The following is a 14,721-nucleotide window of genomic DNA, read 5'->3' as shown; positions in this document are numbered from 1 at the left end:
CGGGCCGGGGTTCGCGACCGCGTGGTCACTTCCGGTCCGATCCGCACCGAAAGTCGGCACACAAGAAGGAGCGCGCTCCCCCGTGGCCACCCGCGGTCCGATCCGCACCGAAAGTCGGCACACAAGAAGGAGGGCGCTCCCGCGTGGTCACTTGCGGTCCGATCCGCGCCGGAAAGCGGCACACAAGAAGGGACGCGCTCCCGCGTGGTCACTTGCGGTCCGATCCGCGCCGGAAAGCGGCACGTGGGGTGGGGGGTGACGGTAGCGTGAGCCGCGATGGAACAGGTGATGCTCGCACCGTCCGAGGGGCTGACCACGGCCGAGGCGGAGGCGCGGCGCCGGCGGGGTGAGGGCAACACCGCGGTCCGGGGCGGCGGCCGCTCCTATGGCGAGATCCTGCGTACCAACGTGTTCTCGTTCTTCAATCTGATCCTGTTCGTGATCGGCGCGGTGCTGCTGACCATGCAGCGCTACAGCGACGCCCTGATCAGTGTCGGCCTGGGCCTGATCAACGCGGTGATCAGCGCGGCGCAGGAGATCCGGGCCAAGCACAAGCTGACCCGGCTGCAGCTGCTGGACCGGGCCGGGGTGCTGGTGGTCCGGGACGGCCGGGAGGTGGAGCTGAGCCCGGACCAGGTGGTCCGCGGGGACGTGCTGCGGGTGCGGCCGGGTGACCAGATCGTGGTGGACGGGCCGCTGCTGGACGGCGGCCGGCTGGAGGCCGACGAGTCGCTGCTGACCGGCGAGTCCGATCCGGTGGTCAAGCATCCGGGCGACGGCCTGCGCTCGGGCAGCCTGTGCGTGGCCGGCGGCGGGCATCAGCTGGCCCGCGACGTGGGGGCGCACAGCTATGCCGGCCGGCTGACCGCCGAGGCCCGGCTGTCCACCACCGACCGGACGCCGTTGCAGCGCAGCATCGAGTTCATCGTGCGGCTGGTGATGGCGCTGACCGTGCTGATGAGCGGCGCGATCGTGGCGCAGGCGATCCTGGAGGGCTTCAGTCTGCTGCGGGTCGTGCAGATCACCGCGGTGCTGTCGGGGCTCGTACCGTACGGGCTGTTCTTCCTGATCGCCCTGGCCTACACCGCCGGCGCGGTCCGCATCGCCCGGCACGGCGCGCTGGTGCAGCAGGTCAACGCGGTCGAGTCGGTCAGCAACGTGGACGTGGTGTGCACCGACAAGACCGGCACGCTGACCACCGGGCGGCTCACCCTCGACGAGATCGTGCCCCTCGGCGGGCACGACCGGGCCGCGGCGGCCGGGGCGCTGGGCGGGCTGGCACATCACGCGGCGACCCCGAACCTGACCGCGCAGGCGATCGCCGCACAGGTTGCCGGCCCGGCCTGGCAGGTCCGTGACGAGGTGCCGTTCTCGTCGTCGCTGCGCTGGTCGGGAATGGTGACCGGGGCCGGCACCTGGGTGCTGGGGGCGCCGGACGCGCTGGCCGGGCGACTGCGGCGGCCGGTGCCCGGCGACGAGGTCGTCACCCGTACCGGCCGGGGGTTGCGGGTGTTGCTCCTGGCTCGTGCCGAATCGGACCGGGCGGTGTTGCGGGACGCGGCGGGCCGGCCGGACCTGCCGATGCTGGAGCCGGTGGCGCTGGCGGTGCTGGCCGACGAGTTGCGCCCGGACGTGGTGGCGACGGTGGCCCGGTTCCACGCCGAGGGGGTGAGGTTGAAGGTGCTGTCCGGCGACGATCCGCGGACGGTCGCCGCGATCGCCGCGCGGGCCGGCATCGACCGGGCCGATCCGGTGGCCGGCGCCGACCTGGACGGCCTGGACGATCCGGCGCTGGACCGGGTGGTGGCCCGGACCGCGATCTTCGGCCGGGTGGCGCCGGAGCACAAGGAGCGGATCGTCCGGTCGCTGCGCCGGCAGGGCCACTACGTGGCGATGATCGGCGACGGGGTGAACGACGCCCGCGCCCTCAAGCAGGCGCACGTCGGGGTGGCGATGCGCAGCGGCAGCGCGGTGACCCGGGACGTGGCCGACATCGTGCTCGTCGACGACAGTTTCGCGGCGCTGCCGCCGGCCCAGCGGGAGGGCCGGCGGATCATCAACGGGATCGGGGTGTCGCTCTACGTCTTCCTGGCCCGGGTGGCCAGTCAGGGCCTGGTGATCCTGGCGGTGACGATGCTGGGGCTGTCGTTCCCGTACTCGCCCACCCAGGTCGGGCTGACCATGTTCACCGTCGGCATCCCCACCGTGTTCCTCACCTTCTGGGCCCGGCCGGTGCGTCCGGACCCGTATCTGGTGCGCAACCTGGTCCGGTTCGTGGTGCCGGCCGCGGTGGTCACCGCGGCCTTCGGCACGGCGATCTACACGATGCTGTATTCGATGCTCAAGGACCGGTTCAGCACCGGGCGCACCCCGGAGCGGATCGTGCACGAGTTCGAGCGGTCCACCGGGCTGACGTACGGGGTGGGGTCGGCCGACTTCACCGAGGCGTCCGCGACGATCCTGGCGCAGACCGGCCTGTCGACGTTCTTCTGTTTCGCGTCGTTCCTGCTGATCAGCTTTCTGCTGCCGTACTCCCGGATGTTCGGGGCCTGGACCAGCCCGACCCGGGACCGGCGGCCGACGTGGCTGGTGCTGGCCCTGATGGTGATCTTCAGTGTGGTGTTGTGCGTGCCGCCGCTGTGGGAGTACTTCGGCTTGATGAAACCGTCGAAGCCGGTGTTCTTCGTGGTGCTGCCCGCGCTGATCCTGTGGTACCTGACCCTGACCGTGGTGCTGCACTACCGGCTGTTCGACCGGCTCCTGGGTCTTTCTGAACCCGGCGCCTGACAATGCTCAGGTCGCCGGGGCCGGGGCCGACTGTCGGCCCATGCGATCCCTACTGGCCGGCGCCACCGCGCTCGCGCTGATCCTGCCCGCCGCCGGTCCCGCCGTGGCCGCGGCGCCGACGGTGACCCGCGCGTACGCCGCCTCGGCCGAGGTGTTCGCCAACCCGGGACGCGGCTTCTTCACCTACACCGAGACGCACCTGTTCGCCGACGGGTCCGGCTGGGTGCCGCTGGACGCCGCCGCCCTGGCCGAGGCCCGCACCGGACAGGGCCGCAGCCTGGTCTTCCGGATCTTCTACCTGGAGAGGTATCGCGGCACCGACACCGTCGCGGCGGCCGACCTGGAGCGGATCCGGGCCGATTTCGCCGCGATCCGCCGGGCCGGGGTGAAGGCGGTGGTGCGGTTCGCGTACTCCGCCGACTCCGGCGCCGACGCCACCCCGGACCGCACCGTGCGGCACATCGCGCAGCTCGGGCCGATCCTGGCCGCGAACGCCGACGTGCTCACCGCGGTCCAGGCGGGATTCGTCGGACGGTGGGGCGAGTGGTACTACACCGACAACTACGTGCGCGCCGACCGGGCCGACCGCCGGCGGGTGCTGACCGCGCTGCTGGCGGCCGTCCCGGCCGGTGTCCCGGTACAGGTGCGCACCCCCGCGATAGCCCGTGCGCTGGCGCCCGGCGACACCCGGGTCGGGGTGCACAACGACTGTTTCCTGGCCGGGACCGACGACTACGGCACCTACACCGCCGCCGACGACCGGCAGTGGCTGGCCGCCCGCAAGTCGCTGGTCGGCGGTGAGACCTGCGACGTGTCCGACCGGTCCGGCTGGGCGGACGCGAGCACCGAGATGGCCGCCTACCACTGGACCTATCTGAATCCGTCGTTCCATCTCGGCGTGCTGAACTCGTGGGGCGAGGACGGCCTGGCGGAGGCGGGTCGGCGGCTCGGCTACCGGATCCGGCTGGTCCAGGCGGTCCTTCCGGCCCGCGCCGAACCCGGGGCCAAGATCAAGGTCACTGTCAAGGTCACCAACGACGGGTACGCGGCCCCGGTCCAGAACCGGCCGGTGCGCCTGGTGCTCGCCGGGCGGGCCACCACCCTCGCCGCCGACGTCCGCACCTGGGCGCCGGGCAGGACGGTCACCGTCCGGGGCACGATCACCGCACCGGCCACCCCGGGTACGTATTCCCTGGGCCTGGCCCTGCCCGACCCGGCATCCCGGCTGGCGGCGACGCCCGCCTACGCGATCCGGCTCGCCAACACCGGCGTGTGGGACGCCCGAACCGGCCACAACACCCTGGGCAGCCTGACGGTGGCCCGCTGACCAGCCCGGCCGGCTGCCTTGGGGGGTCTTGGCAGCCGGCCGGGCGTTCCGGTCAGTTCCTCGTCACCACCTCGTGGGTGGCCAGGAACCGGGTGCGTTCCCGGATCAGCGTGGTCAGGGTCTCCGCCTCGGTGGCCACGGCCTCAGCGTTCGCGCCGTCCACGGTGCCGAGGACCGTCCTGATCTCGGTGATCGTGTTGAGGGCCGCGGCGTTGCCGTAGATCTCGTTGAAGAGTTCCCGGTACGCCTTCCGGTAGACGTCCTGGAAGGCGGCGCCGGCCAGGAAACGCTCCTTGAGCTTGTGGCCGCCCCCGAAACCACCTCGCCCCCCTGGTGGCATCCCGGGCGTCTCACCTCCCTCGGGTGGCTGGAAGCCCCCGCGCATGCCGCCGCCCATGGTCACCGGCTCGGCCGGATCCTGGGTGGCCGAACCGGACAGGGTGAGGTTGTAATCCCAGCCGACCACCGAGAACCTCCGGGTGCCCAGGTCGTACCAGAGGTAGTAGTTACGGCCCGGCCCGGCCATGTCGTCGAAGTTGACCAGCAGGTTCTGGGTCGCGGCATACCGGGCGAACGACTCGACGTCGACACGGTCGGCCAGACCGGCGTCGAACTCGGCGTCGGTGGCCGTGTTCACCCATCGGATCAGATCGATGACCGGCTGCAGATCCTGACTGCCCTTCTTGTTGATCTGCTTGAAGTCGTCGGCGTACTCGGTCTGGTCGTCGCCCTGATCGGTGAACTGACTGGTGGACAGGCTCTTGTAGAGGACCCCGTTCGCACCCAGGTCGTCGGCGAAGTTCTCGTCCGGGTGCTCGACGATCAGCCGGGCGGTGGTGGGACGGTCGTTGACGGTGAAGCTGGTGTAGGCGTACTCCTGCGCGGGTTCGCCGGCCGCGGCCAGCACGTCCAGCGAGACGGCCTCGTTGAGCACCGCCGCGCCACCGCCCATGCCGCCGACCCGGACCGAGATCTCCCGGTGGCCCTGGTAGCGCCGGCCGTCGACGAACTCGTCGAACCGGATCAGCCAGGGCAGGTTCTCCGGTTCCTCGGCCTTGAGCTGGGTGCGCCCGCCGCCCGGCCGTCCTTCACCTTGTGGCATGCCGCCACCCCGCGGGCCGCCTCCACCGCGGGCGTTCCGGCGAGCCTCGCCGTTGCGGGTCAGGCCCTGCAACGTGGAGTTGCCCTTCAATCGGATCCCGACACTGGGAACGAACGTTCCGTCCAGTGTCAGATCCGCCTCCAGATACTCCTTCTCGCCCTCGTCCCAGAACGCGTCCAGCAGCCGCTGGTAGTCCTCGTCCCGGAAGGTGATCGCGATGGTGTGCGCGACGGTGGCGTCGAACAGATCGGTGTCCCCGCCGAGGTCCACCGTCACCCGGTCGCCGTTCTCGTCGCTGGCGCTGGTGACCAGCGGCGCCACCCGCACCGTGCTGAACACCACCGCGAACGCGACCACGGTGGCCACACAGGTGGCGAGCAGTCTCCAGTAGTGCCGGACCCGTACCGGAATCCGGTGGACAAGCCGGCGCCTCACTACAGGTCCGTCTGGTCGTACCCGGTCAGGACGGTGACCCGCTGCCCGCCGGTGCGCTCGCCGAGCCGGGCGATCAGCTCACCGGGTTCGGTGCCCTTCTTGAGCCGGACCGTGTACATCAGCTCCAGCAGCGCACCGCCCCTGATGGATTCCATGCTGACCAGTTCGAACTCGCTGGTCAGTCCGATCAGCACGTCCTGGATGTGCTCGGTGTGGTTGCCGTCCGGCGGCACCTGCACCTTGACCACCTGACGCTGAACGTTCGCGGCGAACCAGTTGAACCGGTACATCACCAGGATGATCAGGCTGATCGAGACGGCGGCGACGATCGCCAGCGTGTAGAAGCGGGTGCCGGCGGCCATGCCGACGCCCATCACCAGGAAGATGAACCCGACGTCGCGGGTCTCCTTGATGGCGTTCCGGAAGCGGACCACCGACAGGGCGCCGACCAGGGCGAACGCGCGGGCGATGTTGGAGCCGACGACCAGCATGATCAGGGCGATCAGCATGCCGAGGATGACAAGCGTCTGCACGTACGACTGGCTGTAGGACACGTTGCGATGGGTGAACCGGTAGATCCAGGCGATGAACGCGCTGAGCACGAACGACAGTGACAGCGCGATCGCGATGTCACCGACGCTGAACGTGCCGGACAGATCCTGTACTTCGAAAGGCATGGGGTCAGACCTCGGCGTTCTCGTGATCGGGGATGTGGAAGACGGAGCGCGGGGCCTTGCCGAAGGCCTCCACGCTCTGGCAGTACTTGGAGACCCGGACGACCGACATGTTCAGCCGGGCGGCCAGGTCGGTGAGCCAGTAGGGCACCCGCTCGTTGGCCTTGAACTCGACCACCGACAGCCGGGCCGGCACGATCAGCCGGTTCACCGCCTCGGCGGCGAAGTCGAAGTCCCGGTCCCGGCCCCGGATCCGGTGGTCGAAGGTGACACGCAGGCCGAGGTCGGAATCCCGTCCGACGTACGCCTCCCGCTGGTATCCGGTCATCGCGACCGGCCGCAGGTCGAGCAGCGAGATCAGCTCCAGGACCTCGTCGACGAACGCCTTCTGGGACGCGTCGTGCTCGATCATCCGGCGGTGGTCACAGAGTTCCCGGGCCTGCCGGTACGGCAGAGCGATCCGCCGTTTCTGGGTGACCCGGTTGACCCGCTGCTTGATCTCGACGTGCACCTCGGTGTCGTCGCCGACGTTCGTGCGGTCGCCGTAGTGGCGGACCCGCAGTTTGCGCCGGAACTTCAGGCCCTCGATCTTCTCCCAGTAGAACCGCAGGTCACGGGTGTCGTAATAGGTGCTCCACACCCCGTAGCCGCCGCTGGTCCCATGACTGTCGGAGTCCATCCGGCCGGCGATCTCGGCCCTCAGCTCCGGGATCCGCTCACTCGGCACCAGGTACTTGATCTCGTACCGGTTGAACGAGTGCAGCCTGCTGGGCGCCCGCAGGGAGTGACCCACCCGGTCGTCGCTTGTCATGCCCTTATCTACCGGTACCAAAAACAGGGGAAGCTCGATGAACCCTGTGAATCCGGTGAGAACGCCAGGTGAATGACGGGTGGACGTACCACCGGGACCTGCCCACCCTGACCCGCACGGCCGGCCCGGCCCGCCAAGACGCACGTCAACCGGGCGATGGCCGGAACCGGCGGTGGCCGCCGGACAGAGCGGCCTGGTCTCCGCCGGGAGTACACCAGCGCCCGGCGTACCACGGACGCGGTAGGAAACGGGCCTGCTCTGGGAGGACGACCGGGGCGGCGGAAGATCCGAGACTTTCCGGGTGACGATATTCGCCCGGCTGAGTCTCGCCAACCGCAAACTGGTGGCCATCGTCGCCACGCTCGTCGTGGCGCTCGGGGCCTACGCGGCCACCGCCCTCAAGCAGCAGTTGCTGCCCGACCTGTCGTTCCCGGCCGTCACCGTGGTCGCCGCCTACCCCGGCGCCGCCCCCGAACTGGTCGAGCGGCAGGTCACCGTCCCGATCGAGGACGCCGTTCAGAACCTGACCGGCGTCGAGTCGATGACCTCCACCTCCCGGCAGGGCTCGGTCGCCGTGCTGCTGATGTTCGGCTTCGGCACCGAGATCGACGACGCCCGCGCCGAGGTCGAGCAGGCCGTCGCCAAGGCCCGCCTCCCCCAGGACGTCGACCCGCAGGTGATGACCGGCAGCACCGGCGACATGCCCACCATGACTCTGGCCGCCACCGGCACCACCGCCACCGCCCTCACCGCCGACGTGGTGCCCGCCCTGCAGGGCGTCGACGGCGTCAACGAGGTCACCGTCTCCGGCGCCCGCGAGCAGGTCGTCACGGTCACCCCGGAGAACCCGGCCGACATCCAGGCCGTGACGACCGCCCTGAGCACCCTCGGCGGCACCGCCTCGGCCGGGTCGATCACCGCCGGCGGCCGCGACCTGAGCCTCGCCGTCGGCACCTCGGTCACCACCCTGGACCAGGTGAAAGATCTGTGGATCAGCAGCCCGGCGGGCCGTCCCCGGCAGCTCGGCGACCTGGCCGAGGTGACCGTCACCGACGCCGAGGCCACCTCGATCACCCGCACCGACGGCGAACCCAGCCTCGGCATCGCCCTCACCATGGACCACGGCGGCAGTTCCTCCGCCATCTCCACCGACGTCCGCGACCTGCTCCCCGGCCTGGAGCAGCGGCTCGGCGGCGGGGCCGCCCTGACCGTCGTCACCGACAACGGCCCCGCCGTCAAGGAGTCCGTCGACGGCCTGCTCGAAGAGGGCGCGCTCGGCCTGGTGATGGCCGTCCTGATCATCGTGCTGTTCCTGCGGTCGGCCCGGTCCACCCTGGTCACCGCCGTGTCCATCCCACTGTCGCTGCTGGTCGCCCTGATCGTGCTGTGGATCCAGGACTACTCGCTCAACATCCTCACCCTGGGCGGCCTCACCATCGCCGTCGGCCGGGTGGTCGACGACTCGATCGTCGTCCTGGAGAACATCAAACGCCACCTCGGGTACGGCGAGGACCGCCGGCACGCGGTGATCACCGCCGTCCGTGAGGTGTCCTCCGCGGTCACCTCCTCCACCCTCACCACGGTCGCGGTGTTCCTGCCCATCGCGTTCGTCAGCGGCATGGTCGGCGAGCTGTTCGGCTCCTTCTCGATCACCGTCACCGTCGCCATGCTCGCCTCCCTGCTGGTCTCGCTCACCGTCGTCCCGGCACTGGCCTACTGGTTCCTCAAGGCCCCCGCCGACGCCGCCGGCGCCGACCCGGACGCCTTCCGGGCCCGGGTCGAGGCCGAGGAGCGGCAGGGCCGCCTCCAGCGGATCTACCTGCCGGTCATCAACTACTCGGTCGGTCACCGCAAAACCGTCCTCGGCGTGGCCGCCGCCCTGCTCGCCGCCACCGCCCTGATGGCCGACGGCCTCAAGACCACCTTCATCGACCAGTCCGGCGAGAGCACCCTCAGCCTCACCCAGACCCTGCCGCCCGGCACCGACCTGGCCACCACCGACAAGGCCGCCCAGCAGGTCGAGGCGGTCCTCGCCGGGCTCGACGGCGTCGACTCCTACCAGGTCACCATCGGCGGCGGCGGAGGCTTCCTCGGCGGCACCGGCGGCGGCGTCTCCTACACCGTCAACCTCACCGAGGACGCCGACAGCACCGCCGTCCACGACGAGCTGGACACCCGGCTCGCGGCCCTCGACGGCGCCGGGGAGATCAGCGTCGGCGGAGGCGGCGGCGGATTCGGCGGCAGCGCCATCGAGGTGTCGGTCCGCGCCGGCGACGACGCCACCCTCACCGCCGCCACCACCCGGGTCGCCGAGACCCTGGCCGGCGTCACCGAGGTCACCGGCGTCACCAGCGACCTGTCCGAGAGCGCCCCGCAGATCAGCATCGTCACCAAGGGTGAGACCGCGGCCCGTCTCGGCCTCACCGACCAGGCCGTGGTGTCGGCGCTGCGGCAGGCCGTCCAGGGCGCCACCGTCACCCGGGTCACCCTCGACGGCGCCGAGCACGAGGTCGTCGTCGGGTCGGGGTCTGACAAGCGGCCCGACAGCCTCGCCGACGTCAAAGCCCTGCCGCTGATGACCGCCACCGGGCCGGTGCGCCTCGACCGGGTCGCCACCGTCACCGAGATCGACGGGCCGGTCCAGCGCACCCGCCTGGGCGGCGACCGCACCAACACGGTCACCGCCACCCCGGCCGGCGACGACACCGGCGCCGCCAGCAGCGCCGTCCAGACCGCCCTCGACGGCATCGCCCTGCCGGCCGGCGCCTCCTACGAGATGGGCGGCGTCACCTCCCAGCAGGACGAGGCCTTCACCCAGCTCGGCCTGGCCATCGCCATCGCGATCGCCCTGGTCTTCCTGATCCTGGTCGCGGTGTTCCGCAGCATCCGGCAGACCTTCGTGCTGCTGGTGTCCATCCCGTTCGCGTTCGTCGGCGCCATCGCCCTGCTGCTGGCCACCGGCACCCCACTCGGCGTGGCCGCCCTGATCGGCATCCTGATGCTGATCGGCATCGTGGTCACCAACGCGATCGTGCTGATGGACCTGATCAACCAGTACCGCGAACGCGGCATGACCGTCACCGAGGCGGTCGTCGAAGGCGGCCTGCGCCGGCTGCGCCCCATCCTGATGACCGCCCTGGCCACCATCTTCGCCCTGCTCCCGATGGCGCTCGGCATCACCGGCGCGGGCGGCTTCATCTCCCAGCCGCTGGCCGTCGTGGTGATCGGCGGCCTGGTCAGCTCCACCCTGCTCACCCTGGTGCTGATCCCGGTCCTCTACACGATGACCGAGACCCGCCGGGACCGCCGCCAGGCGCCGGCGCCGGCTCCCCGCGCGGAGGAGCCGGTGCCAGTCGGCTGACCCGAGTCGGACACGACTCAGTCCGTCGCGTCCAGCGGGCAGCCCGCGTCGTGACCGGCCAGGTCGGCGGTGGCACAGAGCAACTCCAGCTCGGTGCCACCGCCGGCATCGGTCCGCATCACCAGCATCACCTTGTTCACCGGCAACTGCGGGTTCACCGCCCGGAACGAGAAGTCGATCTCGCCGGTCACCCCGTCCACCGCGTTGTTCCCGGTCAGCGCGTTCATCCCCTGCAACAGACTCTGCGGGGTGATCTCCGCCCCGGCGCTCAGCCCGCGCACCTGGATGATCGCCGCCTTGACCGTCTCCACCGCATCCCAGCCGAACATCGCCCGCTCCGCCTGGCCCTGCTCGCAGGCGTCGCCGTACCCGGCTTCCTGATAGCTGGAGAAGAACAACTCGGCCTGCTGGATCGTCCCGCAGTCGTCGCCCCAGATCCGGCTGCTCGCCGGCGACATGTAATGCAGCACCAGGCCCGGATGGTTGACCAGGCCTTTCGACAACCCGAACTCGGTGATCGCGTCCCCGGCCAGGATCGGTGGATAATTGCGCCGGCACGACGATGCCAGCCCCTGCAGGAACAACCGGAACTCGTCCGGCCGCCCGGCGAAGAACACCAGATAGCCGTCCGGTGTCGCACCGGCGTGCTCGGCACACGCCTTGCGGCCCATGCTCGTCACATCACCGCCGGGCGTGCCCGGCAGCGTCCGGTACGGCGTCACCTCCCGCACCGTGATCCCCCGCGCGGAGAACTCCTGCTGCACGTCCTGCGCCAGACTCGTGCTGTAGAGATCCGCCGGATCACCCGAGTAGTAGACCGCCGCCCGCGCCACCTTCAACTTCTCCCGCGCGTAGAACGCGGCCACCGCGGCCTCCCGCCGGTTCGACGGCGCGATCTGGTGATAGGTGGCGACCGCCGTGTTCAGGTTGTCCGCCGTCAACAGCGTCGCCAGCGTCGGGATCCCGGCCGCGTCCAGCACCCGGATCGCACTCTCGGTCCCGCTGCGGCTCACCCCCAGACCGACCACCGCCACCACGTTCAGGCGTTTCGCCGACGCCGCGATAAACCGGGCCGCCGCCCCGCCGAACTCCATCTGGTCCCCGCCGTTGGCCAGCCGCAACAGGATCGGCGCCTGCGAGGTCCGGGCCGTCTCCTGGGCCAGTGCCAGCCCCCGCAACTCCTCCAGCGCCGCCTCGTACCCGCCGACCGTGGTGTTCGTCAGCGTGCTCAGGAACACCACCGTCACCGGTTTGCGCTCGGCCCCGTGCGGACCGGCCAGCACCGCCTCGTTCGTCGCCGCGATCCGCTCCTCCACCTCCTTCAGCTTCCCGGCCACCTCGGCGTCGGCGTGCGGCGGCACCTCGCCGAAGAACAGATGCCGGCCGTCGGACAGCCCGATGCACTGACTCCGCCCACCCCCGATCGGCTCACGCTGCAGGGTCTGACCGGGCACCGGCTGCCACGCCACCTCACACCGGCCGTGATTCCACACCGGGACCGCGATCAGCCCGGTCACCAACACCAGCGGCAGCACCAGCGACATCCACGTCCGCCGCCGGCGCGGCAGACCGGCCCGGCCCAGCTCCGTCCAGTCCCCCGGCCGCCCGGTCTCCGCCGGCAGCCGCAACACCAGCGTGCTGTGCCCCTCCCGGCTCAGATGCGCCTGCTCCTCGGCCCACTCGTCGTACGCCATCCGCGCGTCGGCCGGCGCGTACTTCGGAACCGCCCCGTTCAGCACCGGATTGGTGATCACCAGCAGCGGCTCGTTACGCGGGCGCCCCGGCCTCCGGCGGCCCTGCGCGAAGCCGGCCCGCTCGATCAACCGCACCAGCTGCCCGGCCGGTCGGGTCCCCGACTCGACCAGCAGCACCGGATAGGTGGTCCGCCGCCGCCCCGCCCCGAACAGCCCACCCCGGCGGTGTGCCACCCGCAGATCCTGCAGAAACGCGTCCACCAGCAGCTGGTCCACGTCGGCCCGGCGGCGCCGCTGCTCCTCCTCGGACAGCCCCAGCAGCCGCTCCGAGTCGGCGAAGTCCCGCGCCATGTCGTAGAAACTGCCCGCCTGGTTGAGCCGGTGCCGGGCGAACCAGCGCGGCGGACGCCACGTCCCCCGCATGAAGACCAGACCCAGCCTGGGTACGATCCTCGAACTCAGCCGCACCCACCACGGGAAATCACCGACCGCGTCGGCCAGGTCCTGCAGATACGCGGTGTTCTCCAGCCGCTGCCGCAGATGCCGCTGCAACTGCTCGGCGATCGCCTCCTTCTCCTTGTCCGGCGACTTCGGCTGGATCGGCCGCAGATGCACCAGCCACAGCGCCAGACCGTAGTGCGGGAAACGCAGCCTCCGCCCCGCGCCATCCCCGGCCAGCCCCTTGACCGCGACGTCGAGAAGATCCTCGACCGTCGGCCCGCGCTCCACCTCCCCGGCCGGGACAGCCGGTGGTGTCTCCCCCTCGGGCAGTTCCTCCCGCAGGGCGGCCGGGCGCTGCACCAGCCCCGTGCCGGTCCGCGCCCACGGGGTGAACCGCGCCTTGCGCAACCACTCGGCCAGCCCGTCCAGCGGATCCGGGCCGTCCGGCCGCGCCCGGACCAGGCTGATGATCGGCAGGATCCGCACCGACCCGAACCGCCAGGGCCGCTGCACCAGCCACTCGATCAACCGCAGGAGCTCCGGCGCCCCCCTGGAACTGGATCCCTCGTGTCTGTTCCTTACCCGCCTGCCAATGCCGTCGTGCCATGGATGACTCCTCACGCCAAAGAGCCGGTGATCCATCCATTGTGGTAACTGGACGGCTCCGAGGCGTAGTCCCGGCGGTAACGCTTGAGAGTCTCTTGTGGATAGCGGCGGGCCATCCGGCCTCCCATGCGACATCCACGGTCTGCGACTCGAACCCACGGTGTACGCCGGCACCCTCCGCTACCGGCACGGCCGCCACCGGGGCGCCCCTCTCCGCTCACCGCGCGGCCCGCACCGCCGGGAGTGAACGCGCCCCGGATCCGGGTGGCGGTCCCGGGTCCGGTCAGTGGCGCATCACCCAGGTCGGCAGCGGGTCGGTCACCTCGGCGACCACCTCCCAGCCGGCCCGGCGGTAGAGGTCCACATTCGCGGGCTTGCTGGTCTCCAAGTAGGCCGGGAGCCCGTCCGCGGCCGCCCGGCGCAGACCCTCCGCCATCACCGCCCGCCCGAGTCGCCGCCCGGCGGCCGCCGGATGGGTGCCGAGCACGCCGAGGTACCAGTAGGATTCGCTCGGAAAGGCGGCGTGGATCGCGTCGTCGTACCGCTGCACCCGCTCCCGCGCACCCGGCGGCAGATCGAGCTCCTCCGCCACCACGTCCGCACCACCCGGCGGCTCCCAGATGGCCGCGGACACCCCACCCTCGACGGTGAAGATCGACCCGCGGCCGACCCGCTTGTCGAAGAGGTACCCGAAGAAGGCGGCGGCCTGCCGCGGATAGTCCCCGTCCTCCGGAAACATGAACCGCAGCACCGGATCCCCGGTGAACGCGGCCACCATGGTCGCGACCACTCGATCCCGGTCGGCCACACCCGCCACGACGATCTCAGAAGTCCCCGTCACGCCGGTGAACTCTACCGCCCCACCTAGACCATCCTAGGAGGCTAGGTGCCAGGACCCTCGATGGCGGCGAGGGGTCGTCCTCGGGGAACTTCGGCCCGTCCCCGAGATGCCGTTCGGCGGCCGTTCCGCGGAGCGGCAGATACGCGGCCGACCAGACTTCCGCGGTGTCGAGGAACCGCCGGTGGCCGGCGTGGTGAAGCATCAGCCAGAGTTCGAAACGGGGGTTCGCGATGGTGCGAGGTTCAGGGCGAGCGCCCGAGTGGTTTCCCGCCTCGCCCGCGGACGCTCATCCGATCAGCCCCAGCGCGCGCAGCGGGTCGGTCCGGTCGACCCGCGGCAGAGCGCCGAAGCGGCCGTGCGGGTACGCCGTCTCCGGATTCGGTGACTTGCGGACCCGCTCGCCGGCGGAATCGGCCAGGGCACCCCACCGCGTCGAGCCGTCGGGACGTTTCCCGGTGAGCCGGGCCTCGTCCCGGTTCAGGTGGGTGAGCGGGGTGGACGCGTTGGGGCCGTAGAAGGCCGCCCGGGTCAGCGGGCTCTCGTTGAGACGGGGCTGGTCCCGGGCGGCGTCACGACCGCGATCGACGGCGACCATCGACAACTCGGCCGGCTCGGCTATCGAGCGGAAGTCGGACACGTCGA

General features: G+C 70.9%; 9 protein-coding genes. 3 read left to right on the top strand and 6 right to left on the bottom strand.

Features of this window, described 5'->3' with window-relative positions; translation table 11 throughout:
* The first annotated feature begins 276 nt into the window (after positions 1-276).
* Together ACQ0O7_RS31990 and ACQ0O7_RS31985 are read left to right on the top strand one after the other, a co-directional pair.
* Entirely contained in the window at positions 277-2,787 is a 2,511-nt protein-coding gene (locus ACQ0O7_RS31990) for an HAD-IC family P-type ATPase (protein ID WP_430787582.1), read from the top strand.
* Positions 2,788-2,827: 40 nt separating this feature from the next.
* Positions 2,828-4,114, top strand: a complete 1,287-nt coding sequence (locus ACQ0O7_RS31985; RefSeq protein ID WP_430787580.1) for a DUF4832 domain-containing protein — start codon at positions 2,828-2,830, stop codon at positions 4,112-4,114.
* Positions 4,115-4,166: 52 nt separating this feature from the next.
* On the opposite strand, the gene ACQ0O7_RS31980 is transcribed toward ACQ0O7_RS31985, so the two are convergent.
* The 3 genes from ACQ0O7_RS31980 to ACQ0O7_RS31970 are packed head-to-tail and all read right to left on the bottom strand — an operon-like array spanning position 4,167 to position 7,136.
* Positions 4,167-5,651, bottom strand: a complete 1,485-nt coding sequence (locus ACQ0O7_RS31980) for a CotH kinase family protein (protein WP_430787578.1) — start codon at positions 5,649-5,651, stop codon at positions 4,167-4,169.
* Positions 5,651-6,328: a DUF4956 domain-containing protein gene (locus ACQ0O7_RS31975; RefSeq protein WP_430787576.1), complete on the bottom strand. Its 678-nt coding sequence runs from the start codon at positions 6,326-6,328 to the stop codon at positions 5,651-5,653. Before ACQ0O7_RS31975 ends, ACQ0O7_RS31980 begins: the two co-directional genes overlap by 1 nt.
* A gap of 4 nt (positions 6,329-6,332) precedes the next feature.
* Complete coding sequence (locus tag ACQ0O7_RS31970; protein WP_430787574.1) at positions 6,333-7,136, bottom strand: polyphosphate polymerase domain-containing protein; 804 nt, start codon at positions 7,134-7,136, stop codon at positions 6,333-6,335.
* Between the two features lie 301 nt (positions 7,137-7,437).
* Here ACQ0O7_RS31970 and ACQ0O7_RS31965 point away from each other — a divergent pair, with 301 nt between their 5' ends.
* Positions 7,438-10,497: an efflux RND transporter permease subunit gene (locus tag ACQ0O7_RS31965; protein ID WP_430787572.1), complete on the top strand. Its 3,060-nt coding sequence runs from the start codon at positions 7,438-7,440 to the stop codon at positions 10,495-10,497.
* Between the two features lie 17 nt (positions 10,498-10,514).
* Here the strand turns inward: ACQ0O7_RS31965 and ACQ0O7_RS31960 are convergent, their stop codons facing one another.
* From ACQ0O7_RS31960 to ACQ0O7_RS31950, 3 genes are all read right to left on the bottom strand, one after another.
* Positions 10,515-13,160 (bottom strand): hypothetical protein, encoded by a 2,646-nt coding sequence (locus tag ACQ0O7_RS31960; protein WP_430787570.1) that lies wholly within the window; start codon positions 13,158-13,160, stop codon positions 10,515-10,517.
* 361 nt (positions 13,161-13,521) lie between these two features.
* Positions 13,522-14,016 carry a GNAT family N-acetyltransferase gene (locus ACQ0O7_RS31955; RefSeq protein ID WP_430787862.1) on the bottom strand — a complete coding sequence of 165 codons (495 nt, stop codon included), beginning with the start codon at positions 14,014-14,016 and terminating at the stop codon, positions 13,522-13,524.
* 349 nt (positions 14,017-14,365) lie between these two features.
* A complete protein-coding gene (locus ACQ0O7_RS31950) occupies positions 14,366-14,716 on the bottom strand; it encodes a hypothetical protein (protein ID WP_430787568.1) in 351 nt (116 codons plus the stop codon).
* Between the last annotated feature and the right edge of the window lie 5 nt (positions 14,717-14,721).

Origin of the sequence: Actinoplanes sp. G11-F43, from assembly GCF_050589265.1 — a bacterium.
Taxonomy (GTDB): Bacteria; Actinomycetota; Actinomycetes; order Mycobacteriales; family Micromonosporaceae; genus Actinoplanes.
This window is presented reverse-complemented; position numbering and strand designations above follow the sequence as displayed.

Excerpts from the sequence above, each read along its gene's own strand:
- ACQ0O7_RS31990 (WP_430787582.1), top strand. The coding sequence starts at position 277 with ATGGAACAGGTGATGCTCGCACCGTCCGAGGGGCTGACCACGGCCGAG.
- ACQ0O7_RS31985 (WP_430787580.1), top strand. The coding sequence starts at position 2,828 with ATGCGATCCCTACTGGCCGGCGCCACCGCGCTCGCGCTGATCCTGCCC.
- ACQ0O7_RS31975 (WP_430787576.1), bottom strand. The coding sequence starts at position 6,328 with ATGCCTTTCGAAGTACAGGATCTGTCCGGCACGTTCAGCGTCGGTGAC.
- ACQ0O7_RS31970 (WP_430787574.1), bottom strand. The coding sequence starts at position 7,136 with ATGACAAGCGACGACCGGGTGGGTCACTCCCTGCGGGCGCCCAGCAGG.
- ACQ0O7_RS31955 (WP_430787862.1), bottom strand. The coding sequence starts at position 14,016 with ATGGTGGCCGCGTTCACCGGGGATCCGGTGCTGCGGTTCATGTTTCCG.